Below are 16,811 nucleotides of genomic sequence, written 5' to 3'. Positions count from 1 at the left end.
TTATGGCAAAGATTCTGCTCGTTGAAGATGAACGAAATATAGCCTCCTTTATTGAAAGGGGGCTACAAGAATCAGGACATGACGTAACTGTTACTTACGATGGACAGTCTGGTTGGGAAATCGTACAAAACAGCGATTTTGATCTGTTGATTTTAGACATTATGATGCCTAAAAAAAACGGATTAGAACTATGTAAAGACTTTAGGAAGACAAAAGGATATGGCACGGCTGTTATTATCCTGACGGCTTTGGGAACGACAGAGGATATCGTTCGTGGCTTAGATGCGGGAGCCGACGACTATTTAGTAAAACCATTTAGTTTTCAGGAACTTGAAGCACGTATCCATGCGATGCTAAGGCGTAAAACAACCCCTTTGGAGACCGGAAATATTACCTCTTATTCATGTGCAGACCTTACGCTCGATATAGATTCTCATAGAGCAATCAGAAAAGGAAAACCGATAAATCTAACAGTACGAGAGTTTCGTCTTTTAGAATATTTGATTAAAAATCAAGGAAAAGCATTAAGTCGTGCCGATATTTTAAGAGAGGTATGGGACAAAGAACCAGAACGGAATATGAACGTGGTTGATGTCTATGTTAACTATCTCAGAACTAAAATAGATAAAGGCTCCAAACATAAACTAATTCAGACCGTAGTAGGAATAGGCTATATGATTGAATAGATGAAATCAAACAATAAGATAGTACTGATTTACACCGGAATAATAATGGGAATTATTATGATTTCCTTTATCTTATTTGGAGTAATAATTAGTTATCAGGTTGATTTTACTCATGATCTTCATCTTTTGTTCCTCCTTGTAGCTATATCTTTTATTATATTGCTAATCAGTGGAATAAGCATATTTTTTATAGGTAAACGTTATCTTAATCGCGTATCAGAACGTATTAATCAGGCTTTTCAACGCGAAAAATCCTTTATTAGCAACGCATCACACGAAGTAAACAATCCGCTGACAGCTATACAAGGTGAATGCGAGATTAGTTTGATGAAAGAAAGAACTCCCGGAGAGTATCAGGCTGCTTTGAAACGCATTGCTGCTGAAACAAAACGAATGATATTGCTGATGAAACATTTGTTGTTTCTGGCACAAGGGGAAAAAGAAATGCTTAATAATACCACAGAACCAATTCAACTTGCTAATATGTTGATGGAGTATGCACAGGGAAGAGTCCATTTTTCGATGGATAATTTTGCGTTAACCATTGAGGCCAATCGCCAACTAATAAAGATGGCACTCGACAATTTAATTGGAAATGCCTGTAAATATTCAAACAACAAACCTGTGTATCTTGATTTGCGAGGAACAGTTTTAGAAGTAATCGATAATGGTATCGGAATTCCCGAAGAAGAACTTAGAAATATCAACCAACCATTTTACAGAGCCACTAATGCGCGCGATTTTTCAGGTAATGGGATCGGATTAAGTTTAGCAATTCGTATTTTAACTTTTTATGGAGCTAAAATCGAAATCAGATCTAAAGAGAACGAAGGAACTACTATATCTATTGATTTCCAACAGGCATATACGGCAAATTAATGACTTGGGGCAGAACTTTATTTTTTATTTCATAATTCTATTAAACATAATAGTGATTATACTTAATAAGTATAAGATAAATCAAGGACATTGTTTTATTTGATTTATTATCTTTATAGCAATATTAAAACTTACAAATTCATATACATATGTTTAGTAAAGAAACTTACATTGCTCGCAGGGCAAAATTAAAAGAGACAGTTGGCTCTGGACTCTTACTTTTTTTAGGTAATGAAGAAAGCGGAATGAATTATGCAGATAATACATATCATTTCAGACAAGACTCAACTTTTCTTTATTTCTTTGGATTAGCTCACGCCGGATTGGCTGCTATTATTGATATTGACAATGATCGTGAGATAATCTTTGGTGATGAACTATCTATTGATGCAATAGTTTGGATGGGAACTCAACCCAGCTTGAAAAACCTTTCAGAACTTGTTGGTATTTCTGAAGTTTTACCTTCAAAAGACATTGAAAATTACCTGAAAAATGCTCAAACTAAAAAGCAGGAAATACATTATTTACCTACATACAGAGCTGAACATCAGATTAAACTACAATCATGGCTGGGAATTTATCCCGGAGCCGAAATGCCCTCTGTACAATTCATATTAGGCGTTGTTAATCAACGAAATTACAAATCAGCTGAAGAAATTGTTGAAATTGAAAAAGCTTGTATTGCAACTGCCGATATGCACCTCGCAGCTATGCGTATGGTACGTCCGGGCATAAAAGAGAGCGAAGTGGCTGCAGTTGTTGCCGAAGCTGCTTTTTCTCTTGATTATCAGTTGTCTTTCCCCATAATTGCTACGATCAACGGGCAGACTCTTCATAATCATTATCATGGAAATGTGATTAAAAGCGGCGATATGCTGCTTTTAGATGCAGGTGCTGAAACTGAAATGGGTTATGCCGGTGATATGTCTTCTACTATTCCGGCAGATAGAACATATACTGCGCGTCAGAAAGAGATTTATGATATCAGTGTGGCCGCCCATGAAGCTGCTGTAGCTGCTTTGAAACCGGGTGTTTTGTTTGAAGATGTATATGACTTGTCGTTGAAAACAATAGCTGATGGTTTGAAAAGCATGGGATTCATGAAAGGTGATTCAATGGAAGCTGTGAAAGCGGGTGCATGTGCTTTGTTTATGCCTTGTGGATTAGGACATATGATGGGACTTGATGTTCACGATATGGAAAACTTAGGTGAAAAATATGTAGGCTATGGTGGTCGTGAAAAAAGTGTTCAATTCGGTCGTAAGTCTCTTCGTTTAGGTAGAAAACTTGAACCGGGTTTTGTACTGACTATTGAACCGGGCATTTATTTTATTCCTGAGTTGATCGATCTTTGGAGAAGTGAAAATAAATTTAGTGAATTTATTAATTACGATAAAGTTGAGACATATAAAGACTTTAGTGGAATTCGTAATGAAGAAGATTATCTGATTACTGAAACCGGAGCTCGTTTGTTGGGTAAGAAAATACCTATTCATACAGAAGAGGTAGAAGCAATTCATTGTTAATTGCTAAAGGCAAAATAAAAACAGCCCGATGATAAACTTAATTTCATCGGGCTGTTTTTTGCAAGTCTCCAAGAACAACCTTTATATCTCTAATTATAACCTTTATTTTCACCTTCCATATATTGCTGATATACAGCAGTTTGCAAATGCACTTATTTTTGCAATCCGGCAGCAGACGGAGGAGGAGTATTTATCCCCCAACTGCGATTAGCCTTTGCTCCCATCACAACTTCCAACACCCCTCCTGTCGCTATGTCAGCATGACTGAACCAGGCCTGATTAAGTTCCTTACCGTTCAGCTTTGCTGATTGGATATACTTATTTTCAGGGGATGCATTTTTTGCAATGATTTCAAAGAATTTTCCTTCTCCCATATCTATTTTAGCATACGGGAATACCGGGCTGCCTATATTATAGGTAGGCGAACCGGGGGTTACGGGATAGAAACCTAACTGACTGAAAGCTACAAAAGCAGACATCCCTCCCCCATCTTCATCACCGGGTACGCCCATCAGGTCGTTACGGAACCATTGGTCAAGAAGCGTACGAATCCGTTTCTGCGTTTTCCATGGTGCTCCGGCGTAATTATATAAGTATGGGATATGTAAACTTGGTTCATTAGCCATCGAAAATTGTCCTACATTACCGGTATGATCGGGCAAGGTGGCATAGAATTGCCATTTGGATTTGCCTAAAGGGGTATTGAACATCTCGTCAAGAGCATCGGTGAATGCTTTATTACCTCCTACGAGAGAAACCAGATCACCAATATTGTGTTGCACATCCCAACGATATACATAGGCATTATTTTCATCATAATAATCACGCGCACCTAAGCCGCCTGAAAAACGGTAATCAATTCCTTCAATAAATTTTCCGTCTTTATCTTTCGGATGGAAGAATTTGGTTTCAGGATTGAATACATTACGGTAATTATAAGAACAGGACAAATAATAATCAGCCTCCTCTGCCCTACCCAATTCACGGGCTATTTGAGACAGACACCATTGGTCGTAAGCTGTACCTAATGTAACAGCTATCGGTTGCCGTTTTTCCCAAGCAGAAACGTTCTCTACCGTTTCTTTTTCTCCGGGTTTCAGAGACGGAAAATAACCGTGTTCTTTATAAAATGTATCTAACCAACCGGCAGGAGTTCCTGTCCAGGGAATCAATGTTTTTTCTTCCATACCCTTACGGCAAGCTTCGTAGGCATAGGCCAGATCAAATCCGCGTACCCCTTTCAGGTAAGCATCTATAACAGTTGCTACGCCATGGTTGGAGTTCATTCTTCGTGAATCACCGGTTACTTCGGGGAAAGTAGGCATCCAGTCATTACCCATTTGTTTGGCCATAACTAAGAATGAGTTGATGATATCACTCTCGCGTTCTTTATCGATCAACACACGTAGAGGATGCGTTGCCCGATACGTATCCCAGATCCAGTCGTCAGTATAGAACGGACGTCCTTCGTCACTATGAACATTACCATCGAAAGCACTGTAATACTGTCCGTCTTCACTCAGGCAAACAGGACGTTCGTAACAACGATACAAAGAAGTATAGAAAACTGTCCTATCTTCTTCATTGCCGTCCTTTACTTCTATTTTACCAAGAGCCTTATTCCAAACATCGCGTCCGGTCTGAGCAATAACATCAATATCATAATTCTTTATCTCCCGTTCCAGATTCTTCCGGGCTTGTTCTTCGCTGATAAAAGAGATACCGTAACGCAGGTTTACATGTTGTGTGCCTGGTGCAAAAGTAAGTACAACGGCAGCATCACGTCCTTCGACGCTTGTTTCGCCATAAACAGAAGAACCATCTTTCACAACACCCGTTTTAACCGGTATTTGTTCTGTCTCTGCATAGAGATACACTTTTGTTTTATTATCCACATACTGATAGCCTTGCACGGAGTTCCCATTTGTTTTCAGAGCGCCATTTCTCGAGTTGAATAAAATGTTGGATGTAGCATCCGATTCAAAATCAATGGAGTAAACAGCACTCTGTGTAGATGGTGCATAATCAATATCTATTCCTGCTTCATCTAAATAGACCTGATAACGATAGGGATGAATTTTTTCTAAATCATAGCTATATTGCATAACAGGTGATACCACAGATAAATCGCCGCTTACAGGACTAAGGTTAAATGCCGAACTACCACGGTGACTGGTCACAATAAGTGGCAAACCATTTAACCGGTCGCCCGTAAAATCGCCACGTTCAGGATAAACACGAAGCATACTGTTGGGCAGATGAACCGTAGGATAAGTTGGAACTAACAAATGACTGATGTTTCCCATGTAAGGATTAACATAATCTACAGGCTCTTTTAAACGATTAATACTTGCCTCCCGCGGGGCGCAGGAAGCAAGTATTAAAAGAGCTAATGATAGTTGGATTATCTTCGCTTTCATTTCAATAATTATTTTTTCTTTTCGTTCACCGAAAATGAATAAGGAAAATCTTCCGCATTTACACCTCTGTTAGTGGCTGGTTTATCAGACATTTTTACATCAAGAACACCTCCCTTATACAAATCGGCATGTTTCAGATAGTTCTTGGTATAATTTTGTCCATTTAATTTTACAGATTCCATATACACATTCTTGCTGCTATTTTCCGGAGCATTGATAACGAAATCTTTTCCATTCTCAAAGTGTAACGTTGCTTTCTTAAATAAAGGAGCGCCCATCACGTACTCATCCGTACCCGGACAAACAGGATAGAAACCTAATGCTGAGAATACGTACCAGGCAGAAGTCTGTCCGTTGTCTTCATCCCCACAATAACCATCAGGTCCGGGTGTGTACATTCTGTTCATTACCTCACGCAACCAATATTGAGCCTTCCAAGGTTCACCGGCATAGTTATACATATAAATCATATGCTGGATAGGCTGGTTTCCATGAGCATAGTTACCCATATTCATGATTGTCATTTCACGGATTTCATGAATTACACCACCATAATAACTGTCGTCGAACAAAGGAGGAACAATAAATACGGAATCAAGCATTTTTACAAAGTTTTTCTTCCCTCCCATCAAATCAATCAATCCCTGTGGGTCGTGGAATACTGACCAGGTATAATGCCAACTGTTTCCTTCTGTAAAGGCATCCCCCCATTTCAAAGGAGAAAAAGGAGATTGGAATGTTCCGTCTGCATTCTTTCCACGCATCAGGTTTGATTCCGGATCAAACAGGTTCTTATAATTCATCGCACGTTTTGCAAACAGGTCTATTTCCTTTTTAGGACGTTTCAGATCCTTTGCCAATTTCCAGATACACCAGTCATCGTAAGCATATTCTAACGTACGGGCTGCATTCTCGTTGATCTTTACATCATATGGTACGTAGCCTAACTTGTTATAATATTCATGTCCTAAACGGCCTGTTGAAGACGCTTTCGGATGTACATTTTCAGTTCCGTGAATCAATCCTTTGTAAAGTGTTTCCAGATCATCTACTTTAACTCCTTTAAAATAAGCATCAACTAAAACGGATGCAGAGTTATTTCCAACCATACAGCCACGATGTCCGGGGCTTGCCCACTCAGGGAAGAATCCGCTTTCTTTGTACGTGTTGATGAGTCCTTCCTGCATTTGTTTGTTCATTGATGGATACATCAAATTCAGGAATGGGAACAAACAACGGAACGTATCCCAAAAACCGGTATCGGTAAACATATAGCCCGGCAAAACTTCGCCATTGTATGGACTGTAATGAACAACTTCACCCGCCGCATTGATTTCATGGAATTTGCGTGGGAACAGAACGGAACGATAAAGACAAGAATAGAAGGTACGATACTGATCTAAATTTCCTCCTTCCACTTCTATTTTTCCAAGTACATCGTTCCATGCCTTTTTCCCTTTTTCAGCAATCTGATCAAAACTGTCATTACCAAGTTCTTTCAAGTTGATTGCTGCCTGTTCCGGACTGATAAAAGAAGAGGCTACTCTGGCGTGAACAATTTCACCTTTCTTCGTCTTAAAACCGATAATAGCACCTGCATGGTTTACGGTCTGCTCCAAAACGTTTTCCTTTACGTTAGAATCAGCAACCGTAGCTTTGTAAGTAAATGGTTTATCAAATTCAATAACAAAATAGTTCTTGAAATTCTCCGGTACTCCCCCACTATTCCGCGTGGTATAACCGATAATCTTGTTTTCCCCCGGAATAATTTTTATTGACGAACCTTTATCAAATGCATCCACAACAACATAAGAATGTTCATTGTCCGGGAATGTAAAACGAAACATCGCCGCACGATCGGTCGGTGCAATTTCAGTCACGACATCATGTTCAGCCAAATACACCTTATAATAATAAGGTTTGGCAACTTCGCTTTTATGCGAAAACCAGCTCGCCCGTTTATCCTGATCAAATTCAGGCGTACCAACAACCGGCATTAAAGAAAACTGACCATAATCGTTAATCCATGGACTTGGCTGATGCGTTTGTTTAAACCCTCTGATTTTATTAGCCGTATAAATATAAGCCCAGCCATCACCCATTTTTCCTGTTTGAGGAGTCCAGAAGTTCATTCCCCAAGGCATCGCTATAGCAGGATACGTATTTCCGGTGGATAATTCGAATGTAGAATGCGTCCCCATCAACGGATTCACATACTCCACCGGATCAAACCCCTCCTCTCCTACTGCAAATGCCGGTTTAGCCGTAAAAATGACAGCCAGAATCAATACAAAATTCCAGATTTTTCTTTTTCTCATGATTAGAATAGTTATTTATAGTTTTGTTTCAAAAAATCATTTGTGAACAAAAATAAGTTTTTTTCTTCACCTATCTTCATCTAACTTCTTTTGATAGTGAATAAGGTTTGTCTTCTTCTAAGATTCCTCTCTGTGTGGCCGGTGTATTCCCCATGACATATTTTATTACGCCACCTTTCATTAACTCATCATAATGGAGAAAATTCCGGGTAAATGGGGTGCCGTTTAGTGAAGCTGATTGAATATAGACATTTTCACTGTTATTATTTACTGCTTCGATAATCAGTTGTTTACCGTTCTCTAAATTAATTGTCATTTTAGGAAAGACAGGGCTGCCTATCACATATTCCGTTGTCCCCGGACATACCGAATAAAGTCCCATTGCACTGATTACATACCAGGCAGAAGTCTGTCCCTGATCTTCATCACCCGGATAACCATTCGGCGTTGAATCATATAGATCAGCCATCACTTTACGCGTCCATTTTTGTGCTTTCCAAGGTTGCCCTGCATAGTTATACAAATAAATCATATGCTGGATAGGTTGATTACCATGTGCATATTGCCCCATATTGATCAGTTCCATTTCGGCCATTTCATGAATAACTCGTTTATATGAACCGACCTTGAAATCACTTGGCATTGAGAAAACCGAATCTAATTTATTGACAAAAGCTTTATCTCCACCGATCAGGTTTATCAAACCTTTCACATCATGAAATACCGACCAAACATAATGCCATGCTGCCCCTTCAGTAAAAGGACCTCCCCACTCTATCGGATCGAAATCAGGATACCAGGTACCATCATTTTGTCTGCCACGCATAAAGCCAACAGAAGGATCGAAAACATTTTTATAGTTATAAATCTGCTCCTTAAACAAACCTTCATAAAAAGGTTGATTAGTCATTGATGCAAATTGCATAGCACACCAGTCATCATAGCAATACTCTAATGTTTTAGCTGTAGATTGATCATAATCCGGATAAGATAAATAACCTAACGTGAAATAATCCTTCCATCCGTCACGTCCGTTAGCCGGTCCCCATGGCCCTTTATTTGTTACTTCATGAAACATCGCTTTCATCGCTTTTTTAGGGTCATAATCACGAAATCCTTTCACCCAGGCATCTGCGATTAACGAAAGTGCATGATTACCAATCATTCCGCCTTGATGACCAGGGAATGACCAGGAAGGTAACCATCCGCTTTGGTCATAAGCTGTGATAAGACTGGTAATATAATTATTATGAAATTTTGGATGCAGAATTTCGTTAAGAGGAAACTGTGCTCTGAAAGTATCCCAAAAACCATTGTCTGTGTACATCAGACCGTCATGAACCATTCCATCATACGGACTGTAATAAATCGGATTACCATTTATATCCTGTTCATAAAATTTACGAGGAAACAACATTGAACGGAAAAAGCAGGAATAAAATGTTGCTTTTTCATCTTCCGTACCTCCTTCAACCTGAACTTTATTAAGTTGTTCGTTCCATGCTTTCTGTGCTGCAACCTTTGTCTGCTCTAAGGATTTATAGTTTCCAAGTTCTTGTTTCAGGTTTAACTCTGCTTGCTCATAACTAATAAATGAAGAAGCAACTTTAGCCTGCACTTTGCTTCCTTTAGCAAATTCGATATAAGCACCTACATAGTCTTCTTCAAGCATTTTCTGATCAGGAAGAACTTTGCCATCCTTCCCATTCCATACACCATATGATTTAAATGGTTTGTCAAAAACGATAACAAAATAATTGGCAAATCCTTCAGGAACACTAAAGTTTGCATTCTTGCTGTATCCTATAATTTTACGTTCTTCAGGAAATATCTCTACCAGGCTGCCCCGATCATATGCATCAAGAACAATATATGATTCTTTAGAGGGGAATGAAAAACGCATATGTACTCCTCTTTCCGTCGGAGACATTTCTGCTTTAATTTTATTATCAAAAGTTACTTTATAATAATGAGGTAATGCAATCTCATTCTTATGGTTGAACTTTGCAGCTCTTTTAAATTGGTTTACTTCCAACTGTCCGGTTACGGGCATTAACGAAAAAACAGAATAATCGTTTGTCCACGAACTACACTGATGAGTCTGTCTGAAACCGCGAATAGAATCTTTGAAATGTTGATATATCCAACCACTTCCGTTTTCCCCTGTCTGAGGTGTCCAAAAATTCATACCCCATGGCAAAGCTGTTGTCGGGTATGTATTTCCTCTCGTTAATTCATGTTTAGAATTAGTTCCCTGTAATGTGTTTACATACCGCGTCAGATCATTTTTCTGCGCTCTCAGTGATACACCTGAACTAAGAATAATACTGATAAATATAAAATATAAATGTTTCATTTTTCTGTAATAATCGATCTGTTTAGAAACTATATAAGACAAAAAGAGCATAACCAATTTGGCTATGCTCTTTTCTATAATAGACCAAAGCCTTATGTTATTCTATTAATAACCAGGATTTTGGCTTAAACTTGGATTACGTTCCATTGCCCCTTGAGGTATTGGCCATAACAACATATGATCGTTATCCTTAAATGATTTGTTATCACGTTTGTTATAGGTATTAGCCGTTTTTATATCAACCCATTTAAGAGATTTATCTGCTTGTGCCTGCGGGTATAAACGATTACGACGAATGTCATCCCAAATTTTTAATTCTAATGGCAATTCGTGTAAACGTTCTGTCAATACATCATCAATAGTAACAGTCACAGGAACCGAATAATTAGGAGAAGTTACTCCATTAACAGTAAATGCTCTTTTACGAACAACTTCCAAATATTCTTTTGCTTTAGCAGGATTTGGTGAAGATTGTTTCAACAAAGCTTCTGCAGCAATTAAATATACTTCAGACAAACGGAAAACCGGGAAGTTAAGACTTGAACCAACTGTGTTTATCATTGAATAATCATCAAACCAAAGCCAGTTATCATACTGGTTACAATTGAATACTGTTCCTTCAGAGGATGTATATGTCTGGAAGAAATAGTTTTTTTCCATTGAACGAACATCACCATTTACATAACTGTCAATAACCGGATCACTAACATGATACATATTAGCAAGTACACTGGTTTTGAATACCGCCGTACCGTCATCTTCTCTCCATGTTGTTGCTTGATTAGTCATACAAGCATTGATATATCCGTTTCCACGTTCTAATGCTTGCTCGTATTCAACTGCATAGATAATCTCTTTTGAAGATTTGCTGTTTTTTATTTTATTATATGCACTTTTCTGATCAGCACCATTGTCATCACTTGATTCTAATTCATGACCTGCACCACCATTTAAGACTGCTTCCGCCATTTCCGCAGCTTTCGCATACATTGCTGTATTTTGCAACGGATATCCAGCCCATTGTAAATAGACTGTAGCTAAAAGAGTCTGGGCAGCAGGCTTGGTAATTCTGCAACCATTGTCATAAAATGTTTTGTTTGGCAAATGCTTGATTGCTTCAACCAGATCTGATTCGATTTGTTCATAAACTTCAGTACTTGATGCACGTGGCTTGTTTATAACCGAAGGATCAACAGTTTCAACTGGTTCTAATACCAAAGGAACACCTCCGTTACCTCCATCATTCGCTTCACCGTCTTTACAACCAAATTCTTTAATCAGGAAATAATAAGACCAGGCACGGAAATAATAAGCCTGTGCCAACAGTTCATTCTTATTACTTTCAGAAATAATCCCGACTTCCACCATTCCCGGCAGACGAGAAATTAACACGTTACAACGACCTATACAAACGTATGGTTCACGCCAAAGTTCACCTACATCACTTGCCACTGTCTGAAAAGTGATATTGAGTGTTTCCATGTTTGCAGAAATATCTCCATCCTTCTTATCGTCAGTAAATAGCCCGGACAATAATCCAGTATACATAAGTCTGGTTGGCTGCCATCCACTATTACGTCCTCCATATAAATAAGGAACACCACCATAGTAAATCATATTGACTGCAGACTCTGCGTCAGTAGCGGAAGTCCAAAATTGATTGTCTGTCTTTTCGTCTTTCGGCTCTTCTTCCAAAAAATCGCTACACGATACTGTAAACGCCAAAGATAAAATGGCTGTTGTACTTAATATTATATTTTTCATTTTTTTCATGAGAGTATTTTTAATATTAGAATGTAATATTTGCTCCTAAAGAAAACGTACGAGCCTTTGGATATGCAAAGAACATCACGTTTTGCCCCCATTGAGAAGTCCCTTTTGAAGAAGCTTCAGGATCATAACCTTTAAAGTCATCAGAACAAAGCAAGAATGCGTTATTCACATTCGCATAGATACGGATGTTTTGCAATCCTAATTTCTTAGCAGTTTCAGGTTTTAATGAATAACCTAACTGAACAAGATTCAAACGTAAGTATGAACCATCTGCCAACCAAGATGAGTTAAAGTTCTGATCGCTATAACCATCACCATATTGGCGGTTATAGATCATCTGTACATCTGTGTTTGTATTTTGAGGTGTCCATGCATCAGTTAGGATTGTTGATAAACCAGATGTTAGGAAACGAGATTGAGTTGAATGCAAGAAATCCTGCAATACATCTACACCTAAGACAAATTGGAAATCCAATGTCAGATCAAAGTTTTTATAACGGAAATTATTGATAAAGCTACCCGTAAGATCAGGCAAACCTTTACCTAAAATTGTCTTTTCTGTTGCAATTTTACTACGCCCGATCTGATCACCGGAATCATAAATACCCAACCATTCATATCCACCGAAAGAAGATAAAGATTCACCAACTTTCAATGTTCCCCAGTTATTCCATATTGTTTCGTCATTTGCTCCTAATTTTTCAACTTTATTTTTGTTGTAGTTCATATTCAAAGTTGAAGTCCAGTCAAAATCACGTGACGTAACAGGTATTGCATTAATCATAACATCAAGCCCCTGGTTAGAAACTTCTCCGATGTTTGCTGTAATGTCAGAGAAACCGGTAGAATACGGTAGTGGGCGACTATACAATAGGTCTGAAGTATATTTACGATAATAAGAAACATCAAATGACAAGCGATCTTTGAACAGACCAAGATTAACACCTAAGTCGAATTGGCTTGTTTTTTCCCATTTCAAATCTTTATTTGCCATCTTACTCAGATAAGCTGTAGTAACAGTTTCTCCACCGATTACAGTAGTTCCCTGACCAATCGTAGCCAAAGAAGCATATGTTCCGATTTCACTATTACCCATAATACCATAACTTGTGTGAAGCTTTAATGTATTAATGAGAGTATTATCTTTTAAGAAGTCTTCATTTGAGATGTTCCATGCCAAACCTACAGAAGGGAAAAATGCATATTTATTGTTCTTTCCAAATTTAGAAGAACCATCATAACGAGCCGTTACAGTCGCCATATATTTGTCATCATAGCTATAACCAAGACGTAAGAAATAAGAATTCATTGCCCAACGGTCATGTGAAGAAGAAACAGAAGGACGTTGTGTTCCTGCTCCTAAATTATAATAGCCATAATAGTCATCAGCAAACGTTTTAGCTGTTGCATCAAAACTTTCATAAGTACGTTCCTGCCAAGAAAGACCCAACATCGCGTTGATACGGTGAACGTCTAATACCTTTTTATAGGTAAGATATGTTTCTTCCTGCCAGTACAATGTGTTAGAGTTGCTTTGATAAGCTTTTCCCTGATCACCTTTACCAAAGTCATGCACATCACTAGGACCGTATTCTCTGTTTGTGTTTATGTGACTGTCGATACCTAATTGAGTTTTTAAGTCTAAATCAGGAAGAATATGGAATGTTAATGCTGCATTTCCGAATATCTGTGTACGATATTGATTACGTTTTACTGACTTAAGGAAATGAACAGGATTAGCGCCGTCTTCAGCTGAAAAACGAGCAACTTTACTTTCATCATCCGGTGTTGTCGGATCGTCCACTTGCTTTACTACTTCCTGGAAAATCGCGGTATTGTTATCAGCCCAACTACCGTCTGCATTTTTAACCGGATACCAAGCCGGCATTTCAATCATGGTACGAAGAGCATTCTGTCCGCCATCACCATGATCCGTATTATTTCCCCATGAATGATTCACCAACACATTTATTGAAGTTGATAACCAATCTTTCGGTTTAGCATCATACGTCATTTTTGCATTTACACGCTTCATAAATGAGTTCAGCAATATACCTTCTTGGTCAGTGTAGTTTAAGAATGCTCCCACTGAAGAATTTTTTCCAGCTTGTTGGATACTTAATTGGTGATTGTGAGAGATCGCTTCACGAGTGGCTTCGTCTTGCCAATCTGTATTATATTTTGCTGTTCCGTCGGAATTGAAATAACGAGAATCTGTAAAGTGATCACTCATATTAAGTGAATAAGACGTTCCATGATAAGTGTTTGCGTTAGCTAAACCTTGCATGAATGCTTCTTGCCATTGAGATGCACTTAAAGTTTCCATTTTACGTGCGATAGTGCTTAACGTTACTGAACCCTGATAAGATACAGTAACACCATCTCCGTCTTTTTTACCACGTTTTGTAGTTACCATAATTACACCATTTGCACCACGAGCTCCATAAATAGCAGCAGATGACGCATCTTTCAAAACTTCAATATTTTCGATGTCATTAGGGTTAAGAAGACGGAAATCTTCCATTACCACACCGTCCACAACATAAAGAGGGTTTGTAGAAGCATTAATTGTATTCACACCACGAATAAGAACACGAATTTCAGCGCCAGGTTGACCTGAGTTTGAGAAAATGTTCACACCCGAAGCTTTACCTTTCAATCCATCTAATGCACTGAACGATTGCGTTTTCAAGATGTCAGATGATTTAACACTTGCTATTGATCCGGTTACATCGGATTTACGCATAGTACCATACCCTACTACAACCACTTCGTCCAATAACTGTGTATCTTCTACCAGATTAATTGCGAATGTAGTCTGGTTTCCTACAGGTATCTCTTTACTGAGAAATCCAATATAGGAAACATGCAAAATTGCATTGTCCGGAACTTGCAAACTAAAATTACCATCAAAGTCTGTAATAGTTCCGGTTGTTGTACCTTTAATAATGACGTTAGCACCAATAACTGGTTCGCCATTACTATCCGTGACAGTTCCGGATACTTTTTTCCCTTGCTGGGCAATTGATGGAATAGCATTTTTAGTTAACACAATGTAATCGTTTTCAAAAGCGTATTTCACATCAGAGCCTTTAAACGCTTCAGTTAAACACTGTGCAACTGTTTTTTCTCCGGTGTTAATACCTAAAGTTTCTTCCGGATTAACTTCATTTTTACTATAGACAAACAGATAATCTGTCTGGCCTTCTACCTGATCAATAAAGTCGGCTATTGTCAGATTACTTCCTTTAATGTTCACCTTTGCATTCTGCGAAACAGTCTTCGATGCAAAAGATGAAAATACACAAAGGAAAAGAAAGAGTGTTGAGATTCTCATAATATTCAAAAATTTCAATCGGTGATCATTTTGAAATAATAAAAGACTTGACAAAGGTTCTTTTTTCATAACTTTGTTACATTTTCTTGTTAATACTTAATTAGATAATTTTGTGTTAGCACAATTCTGCCGGTAGATGCTGCAACATCTGCCGGTTTTGTTTTTCTGATATTCTATGTCATCATAAGCACGATTATTTATTAGGTTACAAATTCGAGATTTTAATTACTTTATAGTAATATGATTTAATTCATCATCTTTATAAAATTTAAATGGATATGCTTTCTGAAATGTCTTAAGTGCACTGACGATACCATCCCGTTGTCTGAATTTTCCATTGAATGGGTATTCTGCCAGATCTGTATTGTTTATCTCTATTGTTATATCATAATATAGTTCCAGTTTCTTGACAATTTCTTTAAAAGGAAGATTGTCAAACGCATATATACCCTCTTTCCATAATAGAAAATCTTTATTTTCCAGCACTCGTTTTCTGAGAACGTTATCTTTTAATTCTACTACTTCGTTAGGACTCAAAACTAATGAGTTCGTTTTATCTTTGGTACTATATATTTTGACCGAACCTCGCTCCAGATAGGTGCTGAATTCATTTTTCCCACGATAAGCAAAGATGTTAAAACTTGTACCCAGAACTTCTATATTTAATTTTTCTGTAGAAACAATGAATGGCGCCTTTTCATTATGCTTAACATCAAAAAAAGCTTCACCATCCAATTCAACATTACGTACGTTATTAGAGAACACATTGGGATAACGTAAGGTTGAAGCAGCATTTAACCATACAGTAGTACCATCATGTAATTTTAAAATGGCTCTTTGACCCGGAGGAGTTTTAAACTCTTCATAGGTAATCACTAAATCTGACTTTTTTTGAGGCAGATTCATGAATATCCATGTTGAAGCAATTGTCAGGCAAACAATTGCTGCGTATTTCGTAATTGTACTTAATACAGGTAAAATTTTCTTTTTCTTGCGTAGTTTCTTAAACTGATGAAGTTTGTTGATTCCTTCTTTTTCATCACCATCAGCAGGGAATAGACCTGATAATGCGTAAATATTTTGTATATACGCAAAATCCTCCCTAACGCTTACATCTTTCTGAACAAGTTTGTTTAACTCTTCTTTTTCTTCAGGTGTAATTGTTCTTTCGATATATTTATTGATAAGTTGATGCATTCCTTTCGGTTTATAATTGAAAGAGCGTTTCAATGATTAAGTACCACCAAGCGAAATAATAAAATACAGAAAATTTAACAATTTGTTAAAAATATAAACAGAGGAAGAAGGTCTTTTAGTTCTACTCGTAATTTTCTCAAAGCTATAGCCATTTGATTCTCTACAGTATTAACCGAGATATCTAAATCTGTTGCTATTTCTTTATACTTTTTACCTTCAATACGACTTTTAAGAAATATAAGTTTACACCGTTCCGGTAGTTTATTTATCGCATTTGTAACGATACGTTCCACATCCTCTTCTGAAGAAAGTGAATAAT

At 37.7% G+C, this 16,811-nt stretch carries 10 protein-coding genes; 3 read left to right on the top strand and 7 right to left on the bottom strand.

Annotation, left to right across the window (positions count from 1 at the left end; all coding sequences use genetic code 11):
* Positions 1–2: 2 nt before the first annotated feature.
* The 3 genes from PHT93_RS05880 (at position 3) to PHT93_RS05870 (ending at position 3,091) form a co-directional block, all read left to right on the top strand.
* The gene (locus PHT93_RS05880; RefSeq protein ID WP_300240637.1) at positions 3–686 is read left to right on the top strand and encodes a response regulator transcription factor; all 684 of its coding nucleotides are present in this window, start codon (positions 3–5) and stop codon (positions 684–686) included.
* Complete coding sequence (locus PHT93_RS05875; protein ID WP_300240634.1) at positions 687–1,565, top strand: HAMP domain-containing sensor histidine kinase; 879 nt, start codon at positions 687–689, stop codon at positions 1,563–1,565.
* A gap of 149 nt (positions 1,566–1,714) precedes the next feature.
* Positions 1,715–3,091: an aminopeptidase P family protein gene (locus tag PHT93_RS05870; protein ID WP_300240632.1), complete on the top strand. Its 1,377-nt coding sequence runs from the start codon at positions 1,715–1,717 to the stop codon at positions 3,089–3,091.
* Between the two features lie 152 nt (positions 3,092–3,243).
* Here the strand turns inward: PHT93_RS05870 and PHT93_RS05865 are convergent, their stop codons facing one another.
* From PHT93_RS05865 to PHT93_RS05835, 7 genes are all read right to left on the bottom strand, one after another.
* Positions 3,244–5,511, bottom strand: coding sequence for a GH92 family glycosyl hydrolase (locus tag PHT93_RS05865; protein ID WP_300240629.1), 2,268 nt, complete (start codon positions 5,509–5,511; stop codon positions 3,244–3,246).
* Between the two features lie 8 nt (positions 5,512–5,519).
* On the bottom strand, positions 5,520–7,829 hold the full coding sequence (locus PHT93_RS05860; protein ID WP_300240627.1) for a GH92 family glycosyl hydrolase: 2,310 nt from the start codon (positions 7,827–7,829) through the stop codon (positions 5,520–5,522).
* A 76-nt stretch (positions 7,830–7,905) separates the two neighbouring features.
* Positions 7,906–10,185 carry a GH92 family glycosyl hydrolase gene (locus PHT93_RS05855; protein WP_300240625.1) on the bottom strand — a complete coding sequence of 760 codons (2,280 nt, stop codon included), beginning with the start codon at positions 10,183–10,185 and terminating at the stop codon, positions 7,906–7,908.
* 105 nt (positions 10,186–10,290) lie between these two features.
* Positions 10,291–11,958, bottom strand: a complete 1,668-nt coding sequence (locus PHT93_RS05850) for a RagB/SusD family nutrient uptake outer membrane protein (protein ID WP_300240622.1) — start codon at positions 11,956–11,958, stop codon at positions 10,291–10,293.
* 16 nt (positions 11,959–11,974) lie between these two features.
* Positions 11,975–15,295 carry a TonB-dependent receptor gene (locus tag PHT93_RS05845; RefSeq protein ID WP_300240620.1) on the bottom strand — a complete coding sequence of 1,107 codons (3,321 nt, stop codon included), beginning with the start codon at positions 15,293–15,295 and terminating at the stop codon, positions 11,975–11,977.
* 225 nt (positions 15,296–15,520) lie between these two features.
* Positions 15,521–16,492 carry a FecR domain-containing protein gene (locus PHT93_RS05840; RefSeq protein ID WP_300240618.1) on the bottom strand — a complete coding sequence of 324 codons (972 nt, stop codon included), beginning with the start codon at positions 16,490–16,492 and terminating at the stop codon, positions 15,521–15,523.
* 74 nt (positions 16,493–16,566) lie between these two features.
* On the bottom strand, positions 16,567–16,811 hold a 245-nt coding region (locus PHT93_RS05835; RefSeq protein WP_300240615.1), incomplete at its 5' end, for a sigma-70 family RNA polymerase sigma factor.

The organism is Massilibacteroides sp. (assembly GCF_028705895.1).
GTDB lineage: Bacteria > Bacteroidota > Bacteroidia > Bacteroidales > Tannerellaceae > Massilibacteroides.
Note: the sequence above shows the minus strand (reverse complement) of the source record. Positions and strands in the feature narration are given on the sequence as shown.

What these genes read in the sequence shown, in the direction of transcription:
- PHT93_RS05880 (WP_300240637.1), top strand. Translation starts at nt 3, where the DNA reads ATGGCAAAGATTCTGCTCGTTGAAGATGAACGAAATATAGCCTCCTTT.
- PHT93_RS05875 (WP_300240634.1), top strand. Translation starts at nt 687, where the DNA reads ATGAAATCAAACAATAAGATAGTACTGATTTACACCGGAATAATAATG.
- PHT93_RS05870 (WP_300240632.1), top strand. Translation starts at nt 1,715, where the DNA reads ATGTTTAGTAAAGAAACTTACATTGCTCGCAGGGCAAAATTAAAAGAG.
- PHT93_RS05865 (WP_300240629.1), bottom strand. Translation starts at nt 5,511, where the DNA reads ATGAAAGCGAAGATAATCCAACTATCATTAGCTCTTTTAATACTTGCT.
- PHT93_RS05860 (WP_300240627.1), bottom strand. Translation starts at nt 7,829, where the DNA reads ATGAGAAAAAGAAAAATCTGGAATTTTGTATTGATTCTGGCTGTCATT.
- PHT93_RS05855 (WP_300240625.1), bottom strand. Translation starts at nt 10,185, where the DNA reads ATGAAACATTTATATTTTATATTTATCAGTATTATTCTTAGTTCAGGT.
- PHT93_RS05850 (WP_300240622.1), bottom strand. Translation starts at nt 11,958, where the DNA reads ATGAAAAAAATGAAAAATATAATATTAAGTACAACAGCCATTTTATCT.
- PHT93_RS05845 (WP_300240620.1), bottom strand. Translation starts at nt 15,295, where the DNA reads ATGAGAATCTCAACACTCTTTCTTTTCCTTTGTGTATTTTCATCTTTT.
- PHT93_RS05840 (WP_300240618.1), bottom strand. Translation starts at nt 16,492, where the DNA reads ATGCATCAACTTATCAATAAATATATCGAAAGAACAATTACACCTGAA.